14 protein-coding genes and 1 pseudogene are annotated in these 16613 nt (G+C 49.3%); 8 read left to right on the top strand and 7 right to left on the bottom strand.

The features are described from left to right. Nucleotides 1–302: 302 nt before the first annotated feature. The 6 genes and pseudogenes from METMK1DRAFT_RS06595 to METMK1DRAFT_RS06565 all read right to left on the bottom strand — a co-directional run bounded on the left by METMK1DRAFT_RS06595 (nucleotide 303) and on the right by METMK1DRAFT_RS06565 (nucleotide 6288). Nucleotides 303–1298 (bottom strand): hypothetical protein, encoded by a 996-nt coding sequence (locus tag METMK1DRAFT_RS06595; RefSeq protein WP_009072029.1) that lies wholly within the window; start codon nucleotides 1296–1298, stop codon nucleotides 303–305. After that, nucleotides 1276–2919, bottom strand: a complete 1644-nt coding sequence (locus tag METMK1DRAFT_RS06590) for a DOMON domain-containing protein (protein WP_009072027.1) — start codon at nucleotides 2917–2919, stop codon at nucleotides 1276–1278. The genes METMK1DRAFT_RS06595 and METMK1DRAFT_RS06590 overlap by 23 nt, the downstream gene beginning before the upstream one ends. A 37-nt stretch (nucleotides 2920–2956) precedes the next feature. After that, nucleotides 2957–3202, bottom strand: a complete 246-nt coding sequence (locus tag METMK1DRAFT_RS06585; protein ID WP_009072025.1) for a DUF6463 family protein — start codon at nucleotides 3200–3202, stop codon at nucleotides 2957–2959. 5 nt (nucleotides 3203–3207) lie between these two features. Further along, nucleotides 3208–3813, bottom strand: a complete 606-nt coding sequence (locus METMK1DRAFT_RS06580; protein ID WP_009072023.1) for a cupredoxin domain-containing protein — start codon at nucleotides 3811–3813, stop codon at nucleotides 3208–3210. A 522-nt stretch (nucleotides 3814–4335) separates the two neighbouring features. Beyond that, nucleotides 4336–5381, bottom strand: a pseudogene (locus tag METMK1DRAFT_RS20035) (IS701 family transposase). 412 nt (nucleotides 5382–5793) lie between these two features. Next, a complete protein-coding gene (locus METMK1DRAFT_RS06565; RefSeq protein WP_245544572.1) occupies nucleotides 5794–6288 on the bottom strand; it encodes a hypothetical protein in 495 nt (164 codons plus the stop codon). A gap of 904 nt (nucleotides 6289–7192) precedes the next feature. Here METMK1DRAFT_RS06565 and METMK1DRAFT_RS18180 point away from each other — a divergent pair. The 4 genes from METMK1DRAFT_RS18180 to METMK1DRAFT_RS06545 all read left to right on the top strand — a co-directional run bounded on the left by METMK1DRAFT_RS18180 (nucleotide 7193) and on the right by METMK1DRAFT_RS06545 (nucleotide 12112). Further along, nucleotides 7193–7399: a hypothetical protein gene (locus tag METMK1DRAFT_RS18180; protein ID WP_009072011.1), complete on the top strand. Its 207-nt coding sequence runs from the start codon at nucleotides 7193–7195 to the stop codon at nucleotides 7397–7399. Between the two features lie 31 nt (nucleotides 7400–7430). Next, on the top strand, nucleotides 7431–7868 hold the full coding sequence (locus METMK1DRAFT_RS06555) for a hypothetical protein (protein ID WP_155812316.1): 438 nt from the start codon (nucleotides 7431–7433) through the stop codon (nucleotides 7866–7868). A gap of 159 nt (nucleotides 7869–8027) precedes the next feature. Further along, nucleotides 8028–9794: a cbb3-type cytochrome c oxidase subunit I gene (locus METMK1DRAFT_RS06550; protein ID WP_009072007.1), complete on the top strand. Its 1767-nt coding sequence runs from the start codon at nucleotides 8028–8030 to the stop codon at nucleotides 9792–9794. 563 nt (nucleotides 9795–10357) lie between these two features. Beyond that, nucleotides 10358–12112 (top strand): cbb3-type cytochrome c oxidase subunit I, encoded by a 1755-nt coding sequence (locus METMK1DRAFT_RS06545; protein WP_009072005.1) that lies wholly within the window; start codon nucleotides 10358–10360, stop codon nucleotides 12110–12112. Nucleotides 12113–12337: 225 nt separating this feature from the next. Here the strand turns inward: METMK1DRAFT_RS06545 and METMK1DRAFT_RS06540 are convergent, their stop codons facing one another. Then, a complete protein-coding gene (locus METMK1DRAFT_RS06540) occupies nucleotides 12338–13093 on the bottom strand; it encodes a CBS domain-containing protein (RefSeq protein ID WP_009072000.1) in 756 nt (251 codons plus the stop codon). Between the two features lie 184 nt (nucleotides 13094–13277). Between METMK1DRAFT_RS06540 and METMK1DRAFT_RS06535 the strand changes: the two genes are divergently transcribed. From METMK1DRAFT_RS06535 to cpsA, 4 genes are all read left to right on the top strand, one after another. After that, complete coding sequence (locus METMK1DRAFT_RS06535; protein WP_009071998.1) at nucleotides 13278–13466, top strand: hypothetical protein; 189 nt, start codon at nucleotides 13278–13280, stop codon at nucleotides 13464–13466. Between the two features lie 225 nt (nucleotides 13467–13691). Continuing rightward, nucleotides 13692–14609 (top strand): agmatinase, encoded by a 918-nt coding sequence (gene speB / locus METMK1DRAFT_RS06530; RefSeq protein WP_048087688.1) that lies wholly within the window; start codon nucleotides 13692–13694, stop codon nucleotides 14607–14609. Then, nucleotides 14599–15330: a 5-formyltetrahydrofolate cyclo-ligase gene (locus METMK1DRAFT_RS06525; RefSeq protein WP_009071994.1), complete on the top strand. Its 732-nt coding sequence runs from the start codon at nucleotides 14599–14601 to the stop codon at nucleotides 15328–15330. Before speB ends, METMK1DRAFT_RS06525 begins: the two co-directional genes overlap by 11 nt. Before the next feature lie 21 nt (nucleotides 15331–15351). After that, on the top strand, nucleotides 15352–16545 hold the full coding sequence (cpsA, locus tag METMK1DRAFT_RS06520; RefSeq protein WP_009071991.1) for a carboxypeptidase CpsA: 1194 nt from the start codon (nucleotides 15352–15354) through the stop codon (nucleotides 16543–16545). Nucleotides 16546–16613: the final 68 nt, after the last annotated feature.

Below are 16613 nucleotides of genomic sequence, written 5' to 3'. Positions count from 1 at the left end.
CTGGATACCTTCACCCATCCAGTGTAACTGTATCCAAGTTTTTATTTTTAAATAAATAATGCTTTGTGAGTTATTCAATTTTTACATGGACAACGTGAAACCTACTTTTAATCTAACACTGGATTTTGAATTTACAGCAGTTATTAGATTTCACCCAGATTACAGGACGGTACCTAAGGGAGAATCCCATAACTGCTGGAATTTAACAAAATTCACTGGGCTCAACCTCTAAGAAAAATGAACGACCAACAAAGCAAATGACAAAACTTTATGGTTAATCTGAAACTTTTGACTACGGGCACTTATTTAACCAACTGATTCCCATCCTGAGTCGCTCTGTTAACGTTCTTATTGGGGGATCTAGAGAACAGTATTGAGAAAACTAGGGCAGACACTGGGAGCATAAGGTAAATCGTAGTGTTAACTGTGTCAAATACGAGCGCACCAAAAAACAACGAAAGAGCGCTCAGGGCCGCTCCCTTGTCTTCTTTGTACTCTAACATCGCTGATCCTAAGGCTAAAACAGCTACGGCGAATATTATTGGTGGCATCCAGTCCCTAACGCCTATTATTCCCAGTATGTAGGGGAACACAACCCCTATCATGATACCGAGGCCAGGTATGGCGTTGAGGTAAACTAGTGACGCGACGACTACTGCCAACGCCGTAAAGGGGATCAAGGCTGTCTTGTTTATTCCGTCTAGGATGGCAAAAACCAGGAAGGATAGCGCAGAAAACATGACGGAGTAGGGCATTATTATCCCAGAGTAATAGGTCACGGCCCCAAACGCGGAGTTACCCGATATCTGAACCAACCAGTCTCCTAGAAGGGTTAGATAAGCGAGTAAGTCAGGTATGACGAGTAGAGGGATTATCCATCTTCTGGAGAATTTGGAGAGGAGTAGAACGGTTATCAATATAATACCCACGTATGTTATGGAGAAGAGTACCGGCGGATTGAAGCTAGTGTTGTCTACTCCGTAGTAGAAGTGTACAGCATCCAGGATCAGGGATAGATAGAGACTAGTCCAAAGGAACGCTTTACCCAGCCTTGGTAAATCACCGTAAATTCCTGCTATCCCTATCATGATAGGCTGGAGGATAAGAACTAGCCCGTAAGCTACTGCCCCAACAATGAACATGGCCGAGAATACTCTCTCCACTACCTGAGTGTTTGCTGCCATACCTATGGGTATCACTCCAGCCAAGAACTCCCTATTAAAGATCAACTCAAAAAGGAGTGCGAAAACGTAGACTAAAGAAAAAATAGTTAAATTAACTCCTGGTATGCGAGACATTACCGATCTGCCTTAGGATCCTTATCACTGGACCGAGCTTAGAAGAAAACCTTACTAGTGAGTTGTTGTTCATGAGCATGAAGGCTATCATTGGTGCCGTGAACGCGTTACCCAATAGGAATAGCGGAAGGAATGTCGAGCCACTGTTAGCTGGCTGTATGTAGAGGTTCCACCAGAAGGATATAGACTTGAAGTCCACAGACTCTCCGGCTCCGCCTTGGAACACGGCGAATGCCACGTGATACGTCTGCCCTGGTTGCAGTTGTATCTGATAATGGGACTCTCCCTGTCCTCCGGATACACCCACGGTGGAGAAGGTCCTCGCGAACTCAGCTATCATGTACTGACCAGTTGGGGTGTTGACGAATTGGAATCCTGTTGCAACGACCGACGGGTCCCAGAGCTGCGAGAGGTTTGCCATGCCGTTGGCTACCTGCCACGGGGTTATGTGCGGGTTATCTATGGAGGGGAAGGAGGCCTGATAGTTCCCTCCTATATAGTAGATGGAGGAACCGTTAACGAAGAGATCAGCGATCAGACCCTGGTTGGGCAAGTAACCTAAGTTCAACGGATCATTGTACTGGGGGTGGTGGACATAAGGTGGAGGAGATGTCCTGCTGAAGAACGTTGGTCCCGGATAACCGGAATCTTGTGTATTGTTCGCTCTAGGATTACTGTTGAGGAACCATATCTCAGCTTGACCAGCTGACAGAGCGCCCGAGGTTCCCGGCATCATGTGGGGAGTGTAGGCAACTTGAGTCCATGTGCTGGGAACGCCTCCCAGGAGCCACATTATGGCAAACCTGTCTGGATAGTAGTAAGTACTGTTATAGAAGAGCGACACGTAGCCTGCAGTATCCTCCGGGTAGAATAGGTTGTAAGTGTCTTGGAACCATGTGGTCCCGTTCAGTCCCATGGATAAGAACTGGGTCAGGGAAGTGACCGGTGTGCCGTTATAGTTCAGATTTATTGAAGTTATGTTTATGGGGTTGCCGTTGTTCAACGGATTGCCTTCTGGGTCTATAGCCCCTACTATCTGTCCGTATATCCTTCCACTCTGGTTGTAGACGTAGATCGTTATTGGGTTAGTGAGTGCCTGACCTGGTGGGTATCCCAACTGTTCGGAATTGGGAAGAGTGTAAACAGAGGCCATGGCCTGATCCTTCTGGGCATATGAGACGTTTACGACCCACCATCCCTGCGGTACTGGTCTCCCGAATGGTTCCCATATTTGACCGGAGGGTGTCCTCTCAGGGCACGCTAACCACGAGGCCTGACCTACCACTGGGGCCTTCATTAGGATGAATATATAAGGAACTCCATCCACGTAGGTCCACGCTGCCTTAACGTAAACCACTGTTGTGTGCCCTGATATACCATCGGGGACTGGGACCGTAGGCTCTAGGGGAATCGAGCTGTAGGGGATGGACTGCCAGAATAGCTCCCCGCCTGGGTTGGCCTCGTTTATTTGGGCGTTTGGGACGTAATATGCAGTAATGGTATTTGAGGCGCTGGAGGCCGCGTTGAGCAAGACGTCAGCACCGTAGGCTACTCCAACTAGAACTAACATAAAAACGAATCCGAGTATAAGAAGACTTTTCACATTATTATTCCCATTCATTTATATACACCTCCAATTCTCAAATATGAAAAATCACTCATGTTTTCCCACTCCTCCTCATCTCCGCATAGGACAGTAGGGAACCAATGCCGAATAGAAATATTGCTAGTCCCACGAAGTTGAAGAAGTAGTTGGGCGTAGTGTTGTTGGCCACGAGGTTCATTCCATTCACCGAGAAGACCTCCCTTGGATACGTCCAAGTAGTTGTGCCCGCAGCCAGGATTATGATTCCTATTATTGCAAGGATCACGCCAAGGTACATGAAGGTCTTGGAATTAACCATCTCTATCACCCTGTTTCATTGACGTAAGGATCCCAAGTTCCCTGAGGCATTACTCCTCCCGTCTGTTGCATCACGTAAGAGGCGTTAGTAGTGGCAACTATGGTGCCTACTAACCAGGAATGCCCAAGCCCAGTAGCAGCTGTGCCACAGTATTCTGCACATGCAACGTGGTAGAGTCCGGGTTGTGGAAATACGAACACCATATAGGAGTAGTAACCTGGTACAGCCTCAGCCCCGTCGTTGAGCGGAATGGTGAAGTTGGACGTCGCAGCTTGGATGAAGAATTCGTGGAATACGTCGACGCTATGTATTACGAAAAGGACGGGCTCTCCTACAGGTACGTAGGTTATATTGGTGTATACCATGTTATGGGGATAGAAATCCCAATGCCACTGCTGTCCAGTAACGTAGATGATTACATAAGGACCCTTATAAGCTCCCAGTGCGTTAGCTAACTGCGCATGAACGACACCTTCCCCAGCAGGAATGTGGTCTGATGCGTAATTTGGGCTAAAACCTATGTAGTCGTAAGAGCTGAACTGTACCTCCAGGGATATTATTGCTACAATTACGAGAACGAAGAACAGAGCTATTACAGTACCACGTTTCACCTTATCACCTTACTCTCTACCCTCAGAACCTGCTTAAAAACCTTTTGTTTCTTTATGTAAGATTCTTTTTTCCTGAATTTCGCGAAGTTATCATTTGTTCTTGAAGATCATATCTCACGGTTATCCATACGGATACCTCAACTACAAGGCGTTGGACTTAAATACCTGCCAGGAAACATCAGTTTATCTAGAAAATACTATCTTCACAGGAGAATCAGTGAAAACAGTCCCAGTGTTGTTTCTGGTATAACCCTTTATACTTAAAAAACTTTCGATTTTTACCTTAGGAGACGTTTATCTAAAATATCTTTAAGCCCCGTTAATGATATTAATAATTATAATTTAGATTGTCCAACAAGGGAGTAGGGAAGTGTACCTCTAGGACGAACGAAGTAGACTCCATGAAATACCTACATAGAGAAATGAGTCTGAAACGTCCAAAGTCAGCCATCACTCGCAGCATGCTCAGTAGTTTCCATGAGACGTGAATTTCATACTTTTTCCATCAGCAGTTATGGGACTTTAACGTAACTTAAAGATTTTCATCAGCCCCGGCGGTCCGCCTAAATGACGTTCAACGAACCTGAGGAACGCCTCCACGCTCCTCAGGTTAAGCTCCCTATCAACTCCCTGACGACGTTATTGATGGTGAAGATCGTGAGGTAGCCCTTAAGCTTCTCCCCCCTCCAGAACGAGGAGTCCCCCAGTCCCAGGGCCTTGACGTCCCTTGGAGGTCCTCGATCTCCCACCCGGCAGGCCTCCTCGATCTCCTCCCAGCTGAGCGAGAGGTCGGTGGTGTAGAGGTACCTGGCCTGTGTCCCAGAGTCACGTTTACGTTCCCGGACTAGCAACTTCACCGTAATGGCTCGGCCTCCCAGGGTCAGGTCGGCGTAGTAGACTCCAGGGGTCTCCCACTCGGAGGTGTCCCTCCACCTCCTCGAGGGTCCCCTGGGCCGACTCGACCCTGGGCTCGGTTGGACTTGAGCTCAGACACCACGTTGTCCGTCACGAGCTTCTCGGACAGTACGGGAGTCGAAGACGACCCTGGACACGCGGAAGCGCTCCTTGAGCACGTCCAACATCTGGCCACGTCGATCTCGGTCTTGAACTCGTTGACCCTCACAAATCCAACATCTTCCTCACGGCGTAGGGGAAACCGTGAACGTCCTGCCCGTGGAGAGGTCCACTACGGCTACCGTGAGGAGCTTGGCCCTCTCGAACCTCCCGTGGGTGTGGCAGTAGGTCCAGTAGTTCTCAGGGGCTCACGTCCCCCTGGAGCGTCGTGGTCCACGGTGTCGTCCATGATGACAACCTGACCCTTCACCAGTCTGACAGGACCTCCACGCGTCGTCGAGTTCTCCCAACGCCTCCAGCAGGTTTGCGTAGTCCAACCCGAACGTCTCGGCCCTGTTCCTCACGCTGGCCCTCCCACCTACCAGGACCATGAGGACTAGCGTCAACCCGACCTTCCTGCTCCTCCCCTTCCCCCTGACCACTCCCAGCCTGTTTACCGCCCTGACCAGCCTCTCCCTAGCGAACTCGATCTGTCCCTTTCCGCACCTTTTCAGCGGGACGACGTCGAAAAACTTCTCGCCAATACCGGCTTTTTCGTATTACCTCCCTAAGATTCCCATAACTGCTGTCCCATTTTAAGTCTGAGGGAACTCTCACCAGACGTGATGCAGACCGAAGGGAATCCCAGCAGTTATGGGAATTCTCGTTAGGTGTAGCCTTGAAGTCAAGGCAAAATCTAATAACTGCTGGAATCCCATGATCACTTGGAATGTATGGGCCTCTTCAGCTTCTTTTCGGAAGTGGGTTAGGTTTCGGTGGAGGGAAGGAGAGGGACATACGGGGAAATGGCCCGCGTCTTTGATGTGACAATGCGTTCAGGCTAGAGACGATAGATTGTGCTTATTGTCTATTAGCCAAGGTAGCACATGTCCAAACGTTCTGTCTCGAAGTGAAGAAGCGAAGTTTTTAACCCTTCTTCAGAACTAACTCTGTCTCAACATCGTTCCTTTTTAACCGCTCCTCTATTTCATTAATGTTCTCGATCCACCTCTCGTGGGGATCAACGGAGGTACTCTTCAGCCTCAACTCGGTCTTAATCAACTTCAAACCGTAGATGCATTCGGTTAATAGCTCACACGATAGACAATTCGGCCTCTCAGATAATCCCATGGAAATCACTATCCTCCCCTTAGAGACGAAAGCGAGCTTGTCAGAGAGAAGCCTGAGACAGTTTCTCTCATATCTATACGCCAACGCCACTTTAAACGCTATCGCGTTATCCTCTATGAGTCTGAGCTCCCTTAGGGTCTTCAACCCTGAGTAGTAATAACTTCTGCTTATCCCTGTTTCTTCCCACCTATCCGAAAGGAGTATTGAGAATAATGGTTCTGAAAGGATCCTATTGAGATTATCCTCATGCAGGAGGACGACCTTCTCTGTGTTCTTCAGCGCCCTTCTCACCTTAAGGATTCTATACTGACACATAGCTACATTCTAAATCGAGAATCTGATGTTATAATATATAAGCCTTTCAGGAAGGACATAGGTTCACATATCATTAGGCATATTGCGGTGTAAGTTACCCATCCTAGGTGGGACAGGGGTTCGGGCTTCATTGAATTTTAATAAATTTGTATCCAATTCCCAGCCCTTGGACTTAACCGGAGTCACGGGGAAACCCGTTCACACCCCTCCGCCCCCTTAGCGGAATAACCCCACCCAACGGAGTGTTGTCATCCGTTTGGGGAAACCCGTACGTCTTTGATTTACCGTCCCTTTTTTCGGAAAACCCATCCACATCTGGTGTCACCGCATTTATATTTATCATTAAAGTACATAAATTTTACGATTTATCGGAAACTGTTGACAACGGCCCAACGTGATCTACCTCTTCCTTCCCTTCACTGTCTTCCTAACTTCCAGGACCTTCCAACTGCTCTGCGGTAGACTAGGGAATAGTACTCATGGGCCTTCTTCTCATTCGGGAACCTTCCTAACCCCTGAAAGAACCTCTCCCTGGTCTCGCAGTAGTGATCTACGATCTGTTGTTCTGGAGTACATCGCCTGTTGCTCTACGTCCTATTTCCTCAGGTCTAGGGTGAGCTGTCTCAACGCTGTTCGAGCCAACCACTCTCCGTCCCTCTCACGGAAATACACCTCTGCCAACGTAGCGGGTCATACATCTCACAAGTCGACTTCAGCCATGCCTTTAACGCCGCAACGGAGGAGTCAGTTTTCAGGTGAGCGTTTAATCTCTAGAAATTACAGGCTAATCCTTACATTAGGGAGATAATATGTTGGACCCCAAGGTTAGAATAGTAAAGCTTTTTATTTGAGTTAATCACGAAAGTAATCTTGAGACATCATGAATCTAAAGGTCTGGGGTCCAATACTTTCTGGTGGAGTTCTAGTAGCAATATCAGTCATAATGCTTACCCTGTACAGCTATACGCTCCTTAAGCCTAACCCCGCTTCCTTCGCATTTACCGTGACAGGTACGGACTTAGCAGGGCTCGCAATCTCTATCATAGGGCTAGCGTTAATAATGGTTGGTGCATACATGCAGGACTGAAAGTGATGGGATTTTGACAAGGAAAAATTTTTTGACAGTTCTGATAGTTCTAATATTAGTTGGTATTACAGCCTACTTCGTGGTTGAGAGCCTGATCCCTTCATCTCCCTTCATACCTGAATACAGTGCCACTTACGGTGTCTATCGTATACCTGTCTACTACCCCAACGATACTGTAACGTACCTCACCGTTGAGGGAGTGAAGCTAACGTTGAACAATCAGGATCAAAATGCTCTACAGATATCATCAGTCTACAACTCCACGTTCAAAGTAGTCCCCCCTTGGTACTACGAAACGCAAGTTGCGCCTCTCCCCAACGGTTCCGTCTCAACAGTCTACGTTCAAGCCCACGAGATATATCTCGGGGTAGAGACCGTAATCGTACCGCTCAAACTTTCGCCTGGAGTCTACACCATTGTCTTCAGTGACGGTAACACGTTCAACTTCAACGTCTCCTTGAGCGGATAAGAAAGAGAGAATAATCTCATTTTTATGTTTTTTATATTTTTAAAGCGACCTAAGATTCCCGTTGAATTATACCCTCAAAGATGGACTTCTGTCTAACGGAAATACGAAAGTTCTCAGCCACTTAAAGGTTCTATCAAGCAAGTTATGTCTAAGTGATGGATGGTGGCTACTCGTGAGGAGATTAGGAGAGAAGAACAACAGAAACTCATAGAGTGGGCAAGACAGTACCAGGAGGTTCTTGAGAGGGAAGCCAAGAGGTCTCTATTTGTGAAGGTTCTGTACACTGAAGAGTACAAAACGTTAAGTATTAAGCTCCTGCTGGCAGCTGTAGTTTGGTTCTTCATAGGGGGAGCCTTCGCCCTCATACTGAGGGGACAGGCGGGGCTCTCCAGCGAGGGAGTACCGGTTGTGGTGGATCCAGCGTACTACTTCCAGGCCATGACCAACCACGTCATGGACATGGTGTTCGGTCTGGCATTCACAGCCGTCTTCGCCTTGGCATTCTACGTCATTCCGGCACTGAACGGCTCTAGGCTGGTGAAGTGGCCCAAGATAGCCAACGCCGGCTTCTGGCTGAACAACTTGGCGTTATTCATGATGAACCTCGGCGGAATCCAGAACCAGTACCTCTTCACGTTCCTGAACCCACTGCAGGCCTCCCCCACCTGGTACATAGGGTACGGACTAATGGTAGTGGCAGAGTGGATGGAGATGGTCTCAGTAATGGGTACCAGCTTTGAGGGAAGGGTGAAGGGGAGATTAGTGCCGACTGCCATAGGTTTCATAGTAATGGACATGATCATGATGGCCCTGGCCAACATATCCGTCTTCATAGCTGACATGTGGAGCCTGTTCTCCCCCATAGGTGGGCTCAACATCTACCTGTTCGGTATCCCTAACGCCGAGGTGTGGAAGGGACTGTTCTGGTTTGCAGATCACCCACTGGTGTACTTCGTACCCTACACTCTCTCGGGATGCATCGTCGCCATAGCCCCGCTCTACGCCAGGAGGCCAATGTACAGCGTTAGGTTCACCAGGTGGCTCATTCCCACAGCTTTTGTCCTGGGTTCCAGCGTCTACGTTCATCACATCGTTGACGACCCGTGGCCCCTCATCCTCAGGGACATCTTCGCCCAGACCAGCACGGCCCTAGTAGCCGTACCCTTCGCTGCACTCTGGTTACTGTTCTTCATCACTCTGGGCGATCCAAGAAAGATAAAATGGGACCCAGGTATTGCTTTTATCTATTCTGCCGCCATATGGAACATCATTGGTGGGATCCAGGCAGAACCCACCAACCCGGTACCGGCCATGGATCCAACGATACACAACACAGGCTGGATATTCGGCCACTTCCATATAATGCTCACACTTTACTCCGTGGGAGGTGTTCTGGGCGTAATTTACGTAGCTGGGCCGTATCTGCTTGGTAAGAAATGGTATAGCAACAAGTTAGGCTGGCTACACTTCTGGGGCTGGCAGGCAGGAATGGGACTATTTAGCGCAGTTGCAAGCGAGGGAGGTCTCATGGGGATGATAAGGAGGGAGGTCGCGTGGGCTGGCTTCTACGAGGTCTACTACCAACTGCTGCTGATAGGTGGATGGCTGGCCGGTTTCGCGACGATAATATTCGCCTACAACCTGGTGCTAACCCTCCTCTACGGTGAGAAGATGCCGAAGACAGACATAGATCTATGGGCTGTTTACACGATAGCCCTGGAGAGATACGGTATGAGGAGGGAAGGCTACAAGGAGGAGGAGCTACCGCTCATGCTACCGGCCGACGGGATGATAAGGCTCAACGAATCCGTAACTGGTGCCTCAGCAGGTATAAGCAGCGTTAAGGCACTAAGTTCAGAGGCAAAGCTTGTTCCTAAACCTGACGTCGATCTTTCTCTATCCTCTGGAAACGCTTCACAAAAATAGTTTCATTTTAAAGATACTAATAATTTTTTACTTAAAAATTTGGCTTGAGACTGCTTTGTGGGCTACTTCAATATTTTATCAGAGACAACATGAAACCTACCTTTACTCTAACACTAGATTTTGGATTTAAGAAAACTCACTGGGCTCAACCCCTAGAAAATTGAACGGTCCCACAAAGCACCTTGAGACGTGACTATGAATTCTGCATGCAGGGCTATTTTAACCTGCAGTTATGGGACTTTCCCTTAAATATCGCCCTGTAATCGAGGCGAAATCTAATAAACGCTGTTTAACGTGAAAGAATTGTGACTTTTCCCAATGCATAAATGGAAGAGAGTCTTAAGCCTAGAGTTCTCCTTGAGAACGACACCGAAGCAGGTATGCCTAAGATGCCACATATGTGTAGCTCTGCATTTTACTGAAGAGTAAAAAATGTTAAGGCTCATTTTATGTTTATAAAGCTATCAGACAACATACTCGTGATATCTCCAATACCCTTGGAATATTGATCTTAAAGTACTTCATCAATCTTTTTATATCTCTTTTTGCATTGAAGAAGACAAATGGCTACGCACGAGGAGATTAGGAGGCAAGAAAGAGAAAAACTCACGGAGTGGGCCAGACAGTTTCAAGAGGTCCAGGAGAGAGAAGCTAAGAGATCGCTACTAATGAAGGTATTATACACTGAAGACTATAAGACGATATCCATAAAGCTAATCCTCGCTGGCTTGATGTTCCTCTTCATAGGGGGAGCCTTCGCCCTCATACTGAGGGGACAGGCGGGGCTCTCCAGCGAGGGAGTACCGGTTGTGGTGGATCCAGCGTACTACTTCCAGGCCATGACCAACCACGTCATGGACATGATATTCGGTGCAGCGTTCAACGTGGTGTTCGCAGTGGCGTTCTACATGATACCAGCACTGAACGGCTCTAGGCTGGTGAAGTGGCCCAAGATAGCCAACGCCGGCTTCTGGCTCAGCATATTGGCGTTATTCATGATGAACCTCGGTGGAATCCAGAACCAGTACCTCTTCACGTTCCTGAACCCACTGCAGGCCTCCCCCACCTGGTACATAGGGTACGGACTAATGGTAGTGGGAGAGTGGTTGGAGATGGTTTCTGTCCTAGGTACTTCCTTCTTAGGAAGAGTCCCTGGTAGGCTTGTGCCGACTGCCATAGGTTTCATAGTAATGGACATGATCATGATGGCCCTGGCCAACATATCCGTCTTCATAGCTGACATGTGGAGTCTGTTCTCCCCCATAGGTGGGCTCAACATCTACCTGTTCGGTATCCCTAACGCCGAGGTGTGGAAGGGACTGTTCTGGTTTGCAGATCACCCACTGGTGTACTTCGCCCCGTACGCACTGACCGGAGCGACTGTGGCCATAACCCCGCTCTACGCCAGGAGGCCAATGTACAGCGTCAGGTTCACCAGGTGGCTCATTCCAGTACTCTTCGTCCTGGGCTCCAGCGTCTACGTGCACCACATCGTTGACGACCCGTGGCCCCTCATCCTCAGGGACATCTTCGCCCAGACCAGCACGGCCCTGATAGCCGTACCCTTCGCTGCACTCTGGTTACTGTTCTTCACAACACTAGGAGACCCCAGGAAATTAAAGTGGGATCCCGGTTTCGCCTTCATTTTCGCCGCAGCAGTGTGGAACATCATTGGTGGGATCCAGGCAGAACCCACCAACCCGGTACCGGCCGTGGATCCAACGGTACACAACACAGGCTGGATATTCGGCCACTTCCATATAATGCTCGCCATATATTCGGTGGGGGGACTGCTAGGTGCCCTTTACGTAGTTGGCCCAGATCTCTTCGGCAAGAAATGGTATAGCAACAAGTTAGGCTGGCTACACTTCTGGGGCTGGCAGGCAGGAATGGGGCTCTTCGCCATAGCGTCTAGTGAAGGAGGAATGTTCGGCCTCATAAGGAGGGAGGTCGCGTGGGCTGGCTTCTACGAGGTCTACTACCAACTGCTGCTGATAGGTGGATGGCTGGCCGGTTTCGCGACGATAATATTCGCCTACAACCTGGTGCTAACCCTCCTCTACGGTGAGAAGATGCCGAAGACGGATCTGCCTATGTGGGCAGTTCAGACGATAGCCCTGGAGAGATACGGTATGAGGAGGGAAGGCTACAAGGAGGAGGAGCTACCGCTCATGCTACCGGCCGACGGAAACATAATGATAGAAGAGAATAACGGAGTAGCCAGAGGATCCGGAGTGGGAGTAAAAGCCTTACCGACTGAAGCCAGTGCAGATAAGATGACTAAGGGAGCCGAAACGGGGCCTGACAAGATACTCTAAAGTGTTTTCAAACAGGAGCCAAAGGTAGGATTTTTTGTTCTGTTGTCTCGTATTATTTAAATTTCTGACAAGTGTACAGCAGGACTTAGGAATGCAGTTTCCCCTATATGAAACTCATGTGAAAAGACTTATTGCTCTTGAAAATTACTTCATCTCATCATACGACTGCATGATCAGGAGGGATAAAAAAGAAATACTAAATATAGGACAGAAAAATAAAAAGTTTTAACTTATCCCAGAGGTCACAGTAGCGTACAACAAATCCCTCTCTGTGACTATCCCTACTATCTCATTCTCCACAACGGGTATTGTGCCTATCCTCCTCTCCTCCATGATCCTTACGATCCTCATTAAGGTCTCATATCTCCCCACTGTTATGGGATTCCTGGTTCCCGCCTCCAGTACTGGTTTGGGATCTAGAGTCCTGGCCAGACTTTTTACAATATCGGCTGCGGTTATGATACCCACCAGTCTTCCATTTGAAACCACAGGCAACCTCCTGACCTTATATCTTTGCATCATTTTTGAGGCCTCTAGCGTGTCCTCATGCTCGTCTATTACCTTCAGGTCAGTGCTCATCACCGAGTCCACCAATCCTGAATAAGTCTGCTTTGCCATGAACTTTATCAACTCCCTCTCGGTGAAAATTCCCACCAACACGTCCCCGTCCATCACTGGCACTCCTCCTATCTCCTTGTTGAGCATCAACCTTAACACGGCCTGCAGTTCATCATCTAGTCTCACCTTGACCAAATCCTCGCTCATTAGGTCCTTGACCTTCAACCTAGACAATTCTCTACCATGTTCAGCGTAGGCAAGAACTACGCTCCTGGTAGTGACCATGGCTACTGGCTTACCTTGATCCATCACTACTACTCTTCCCGACTTCTCTCTGCTGAGAACGTCTAGTAATTCCTTCATTTCTGAGTGAGGAGATATGGAGACTACCACTGGATTCATTACGTCAGAGACTTTTGTCATTATATATTATTTCTTCCCAGCACACTAAAGCTTTTCTTGAAGACACACCTGCTCTTGATAGAAGGCTGGAGCTTGAATAGACAGACTGTAACGCTTCTACGTAACTACTCGTTATTTTTAATCACTTCTAAATATCGTTTTGACAAGTTGTGTTTATATAGTATCACCGAAGTAGTTTTTATTGATGATCCCCCTAACTGATGACGGGCACTGCTCACGAGGTTTGGGGAGTGATAAAAGTGTGGATGGGAGGGTAGCGGTGTTTCCCTCGACTAGCCCCAATGATCTGGGGGTGACCCTGTATGATCCCTTAAGAGGGGTGCCCGTGGTGGAATTAGAAGTAATTAAAGAAGGTAAGTTACGCCACGGGTAAACACTGGAGTGCTAGGTCCTGATCCACGACCCCTTAGGCTTTCAGTCTTCTTGACTGGAATTAATCCTTTTTCACGTTAATAGAAAATCTTTTTCTATCTGTTTATAAAAAATCAACAAAGGATGACATCTCATACCAATGTGGGCTATGCCAAAAGGGTGGGAGGGATTACGGAGATGTTAGCCTTTAATGAAACCCTATATGCCTCCCATGAGAGTCTACTTTATGAGACAAATAGATGCCCTGAAGTCTCCGAGGTTTTCCCAAGTGTCGACTTTCGCCCGGCTACCCCTCTGTGGGGAGGAGAGACCTAAAGCTGTCTTCATCGGGATACCTTTCGATGACGCGACTACTTACAGGCCAGGAGCGAGATTCGGTCCCATGGGGGTCAGGGATGGGTCCAGATTGCTCAGGCCCTACAACCCTTTTCAGGGAGTCTATCCCTTTGACGAACTTAATGCCTGTGACGCCGGAGATGTGGATACTGTTCCGGGTCACATTGAGGACACCATGAAGAAGGTTGAGGAGGGTTTGCTCAACATCCTCGTTTTCTCCACTCCCTTTATAGTGGGAGGAGATCATTCCATCACTCTCCCAGTCTTGAGGGCAGTGCATAAGGTACACGGTAGGGTGAACTTGATACACATGGACTCGCATTACGACTTCTGGGACTCACACTGGGGTAAGAAATACGATCACGGCACGTGGCTACGGAGGGCCCTGGAGGAGGGCCTCCTGGAGGAGGTGGTTCAGATTGGAATAAGGGGATCCGTCTTCTCCCACGAAGATGTGGAGGACAGTAAGAGGTTAGGGATAACGTCGTTCAGCATCAGGGAGGTAAAGAAGAACTGGGGAGAGGTCATGGATCGAGTCAAGGCTCTGAGGGGTCCTACCTACGTCTCTTTCGACATAGACGTAGTCGATCCGGCCTTCGCCCCAGGAACCGGGACTCCGGAAGTGGGGGGACTGACCTCGTTCGAGGCATTGGAGTTGGTGAGAGGGCTTCCCGTCGAGCTCGTAGGCTTCGACGTGGTAGAGGTGTCCCCTCCCTACGACGTGAGCGAGCTTACCACCATGCTCGCCTCCAACTTGATCTATGAGGCCATGAGCCTGAAGGCGAGGCTGGAGAGACGTGGGAGTTAAGGAGGATAAGGCGAGGATCAGGGAGAGAATTTGGGAACTGTTGGAGGAGAGGGGCGTAGCTACTTTCCCCCTGCCGATAAAGGGTAGAATACCTAACTTCAAGGGTAACAGAGAAGCTGCTGAGAACTTGAGGAGAGTTCCGGAGTTCAAGAGGGCAGAGGTAGTGAAGTGCAACCCAGACTCCCCTCAAGCTTCGGTTAGAGAGTTGGCCATGAGAGAGGGGAAGACTCTTCTCGTCCCAACACCCAGGCTCAGGGGAGAGTTCTTCCTGTTCCTGGGAAAATCGATCGAAAACCCCAGGGAGGCCTCACGGATAAGGAACTTCTCCGTTTACGGGAGAAGAGTAGGTCTTGAGGAAATTCCTCAGGTAGACCTAGTGGTCGTTGGTTCTGTGGCGGTCTCGAGGGAGGGGGAACGTGTGGGAAAAGGAGAGGGTTACAGTGAACTCGAGTACGCCATACTCAGGGAAGTCGGAAAGGTCAGTGAGGACGTACCTGTAGTCACCACGGTACACTCCCTCCAGGTAGTTGATGAAATACCCTGGGAGCCCTTCGATGTACCCCTCGACCTCATAGTGACCGAGGAGAATGTCTTCAAGACGGAGAGGAAGAGAGCGAAACCTCGTGGTCTTCTCCTGGAGTTCCTGAGTAGGAAGAAGATAGACGACACTCCTTTCCTGAGGGAATACCTAAGGAAGACGGGGAGGCTATCCTCTTTTTAAGTGGGGCCCCCACCTTAAACTATGGATGCCAAGAAGATATTGGAGGAGGCCCAGGAGATAGAGGAGGAGATAATATCCTTGAGGAGAAAGATTCACGAGAATCCTGAGTTGTCCTATCAGGAGTTCGAGACCGCACAACTGGTCAGGAAGTACCTGGAGGGATTGGGTATCGAGACCAAGGTAGGAGTTGGTCTGCCCACTGCCGTAGTGGGAGTGGTGAGAGGTAAGGAGGGAGGGGAAACCGTAGCCCTCAGGGCAGACATGGACGCATTGCCTGTCAGCGAGGAGACTAACTTGCCCTTCTCCTCGAGGAGGCCTGGAGTCATGCACGCGTGTGGGCACGATGCCCACGTAGCCATGCTCCTCGGTGCTGCGAAGTTACTGACCAAACATGCTCACGAACTCAAGGGAGAGGTGAGACTCGTCTTCCAACCGGCTGAGGAGGACGGTGGGAGGGGAGGGGCTCTACCCATGATAGAGGCTGGAGTCATGGAGGGCGTGGATTACGTCTTCGGTTTGCACGTGATGAGTAGATATCCTTCCGGTACGTTCGCCACGAGGAGGGGCCCATTGATGGCCGCACCGGACTCCTTCAGAGTGGAGGTGATAGGGAGAGGGGGACACGGTTCCGCCCCTCACGAGACCGTAGATCCGGTTTACGTCTCCGCCCTGATCGTGACTGCCCTTCAAGGGATAAGGACGAGGCTCATAGATCCACTGAAACCCTTCGTCCTCTCAGTGACCAGTATTCACTCTGGAACCAAGGATAACATAATACCAGACAGGGCGATGATAGAGGGCACGATCAGAACCCTCCACGATGACGTTAGGAAGAAGGCGTTAGAGTCACTCCAAAGGATCGTTATGTCCATATGTGAGGCCTATCAGGCCCAGTGCCAGGTGAAGTTCAAAGAGGATGCCTATCCCGTAACCGTGAATGATCCTGAGACCACCGATGAGGTCATGAAGGTACTCTCAGAGATCCCTGGGGCCACAGTTCAGGAGACCGATCCAGTGATGGGCGGAGAGGACTTCTCGAGATTCTTACAGAGGGCGAAGGGAGCCTTCGTGTTCCTTGGGGTCAGGAACGAGGAGAGGGGGATAGTTTATCCCAATCACAGCTCCAAGTTTACTGTAGACGAAGGAGCTCTAAAGTTGGGCGCCGTAGCCCTAACCCTACTGGCATTGAAGTTCACGAAGACGTGGCCCTCCTGAACCATCACTCGTCCGTACTGACAGATGTCGAGAGCTGGCATCTTGTTCGATTTAGAGATACCTTGTTT

The organism is Metallosphaera yellowstonensis MK1 (genome assembly GCF_000243315.1).
GTDB lineage: Archaea > Thermoproteota > Thermoprotei_A > Sulfolobales > Sulfolobaceae > Metallosphaera > Metallosphaera yellowstonensis.
Note: the sequence above shows the minus strand (reverse complement) of the source record. Positions and strands in the feature narration are given on the sequence as shown.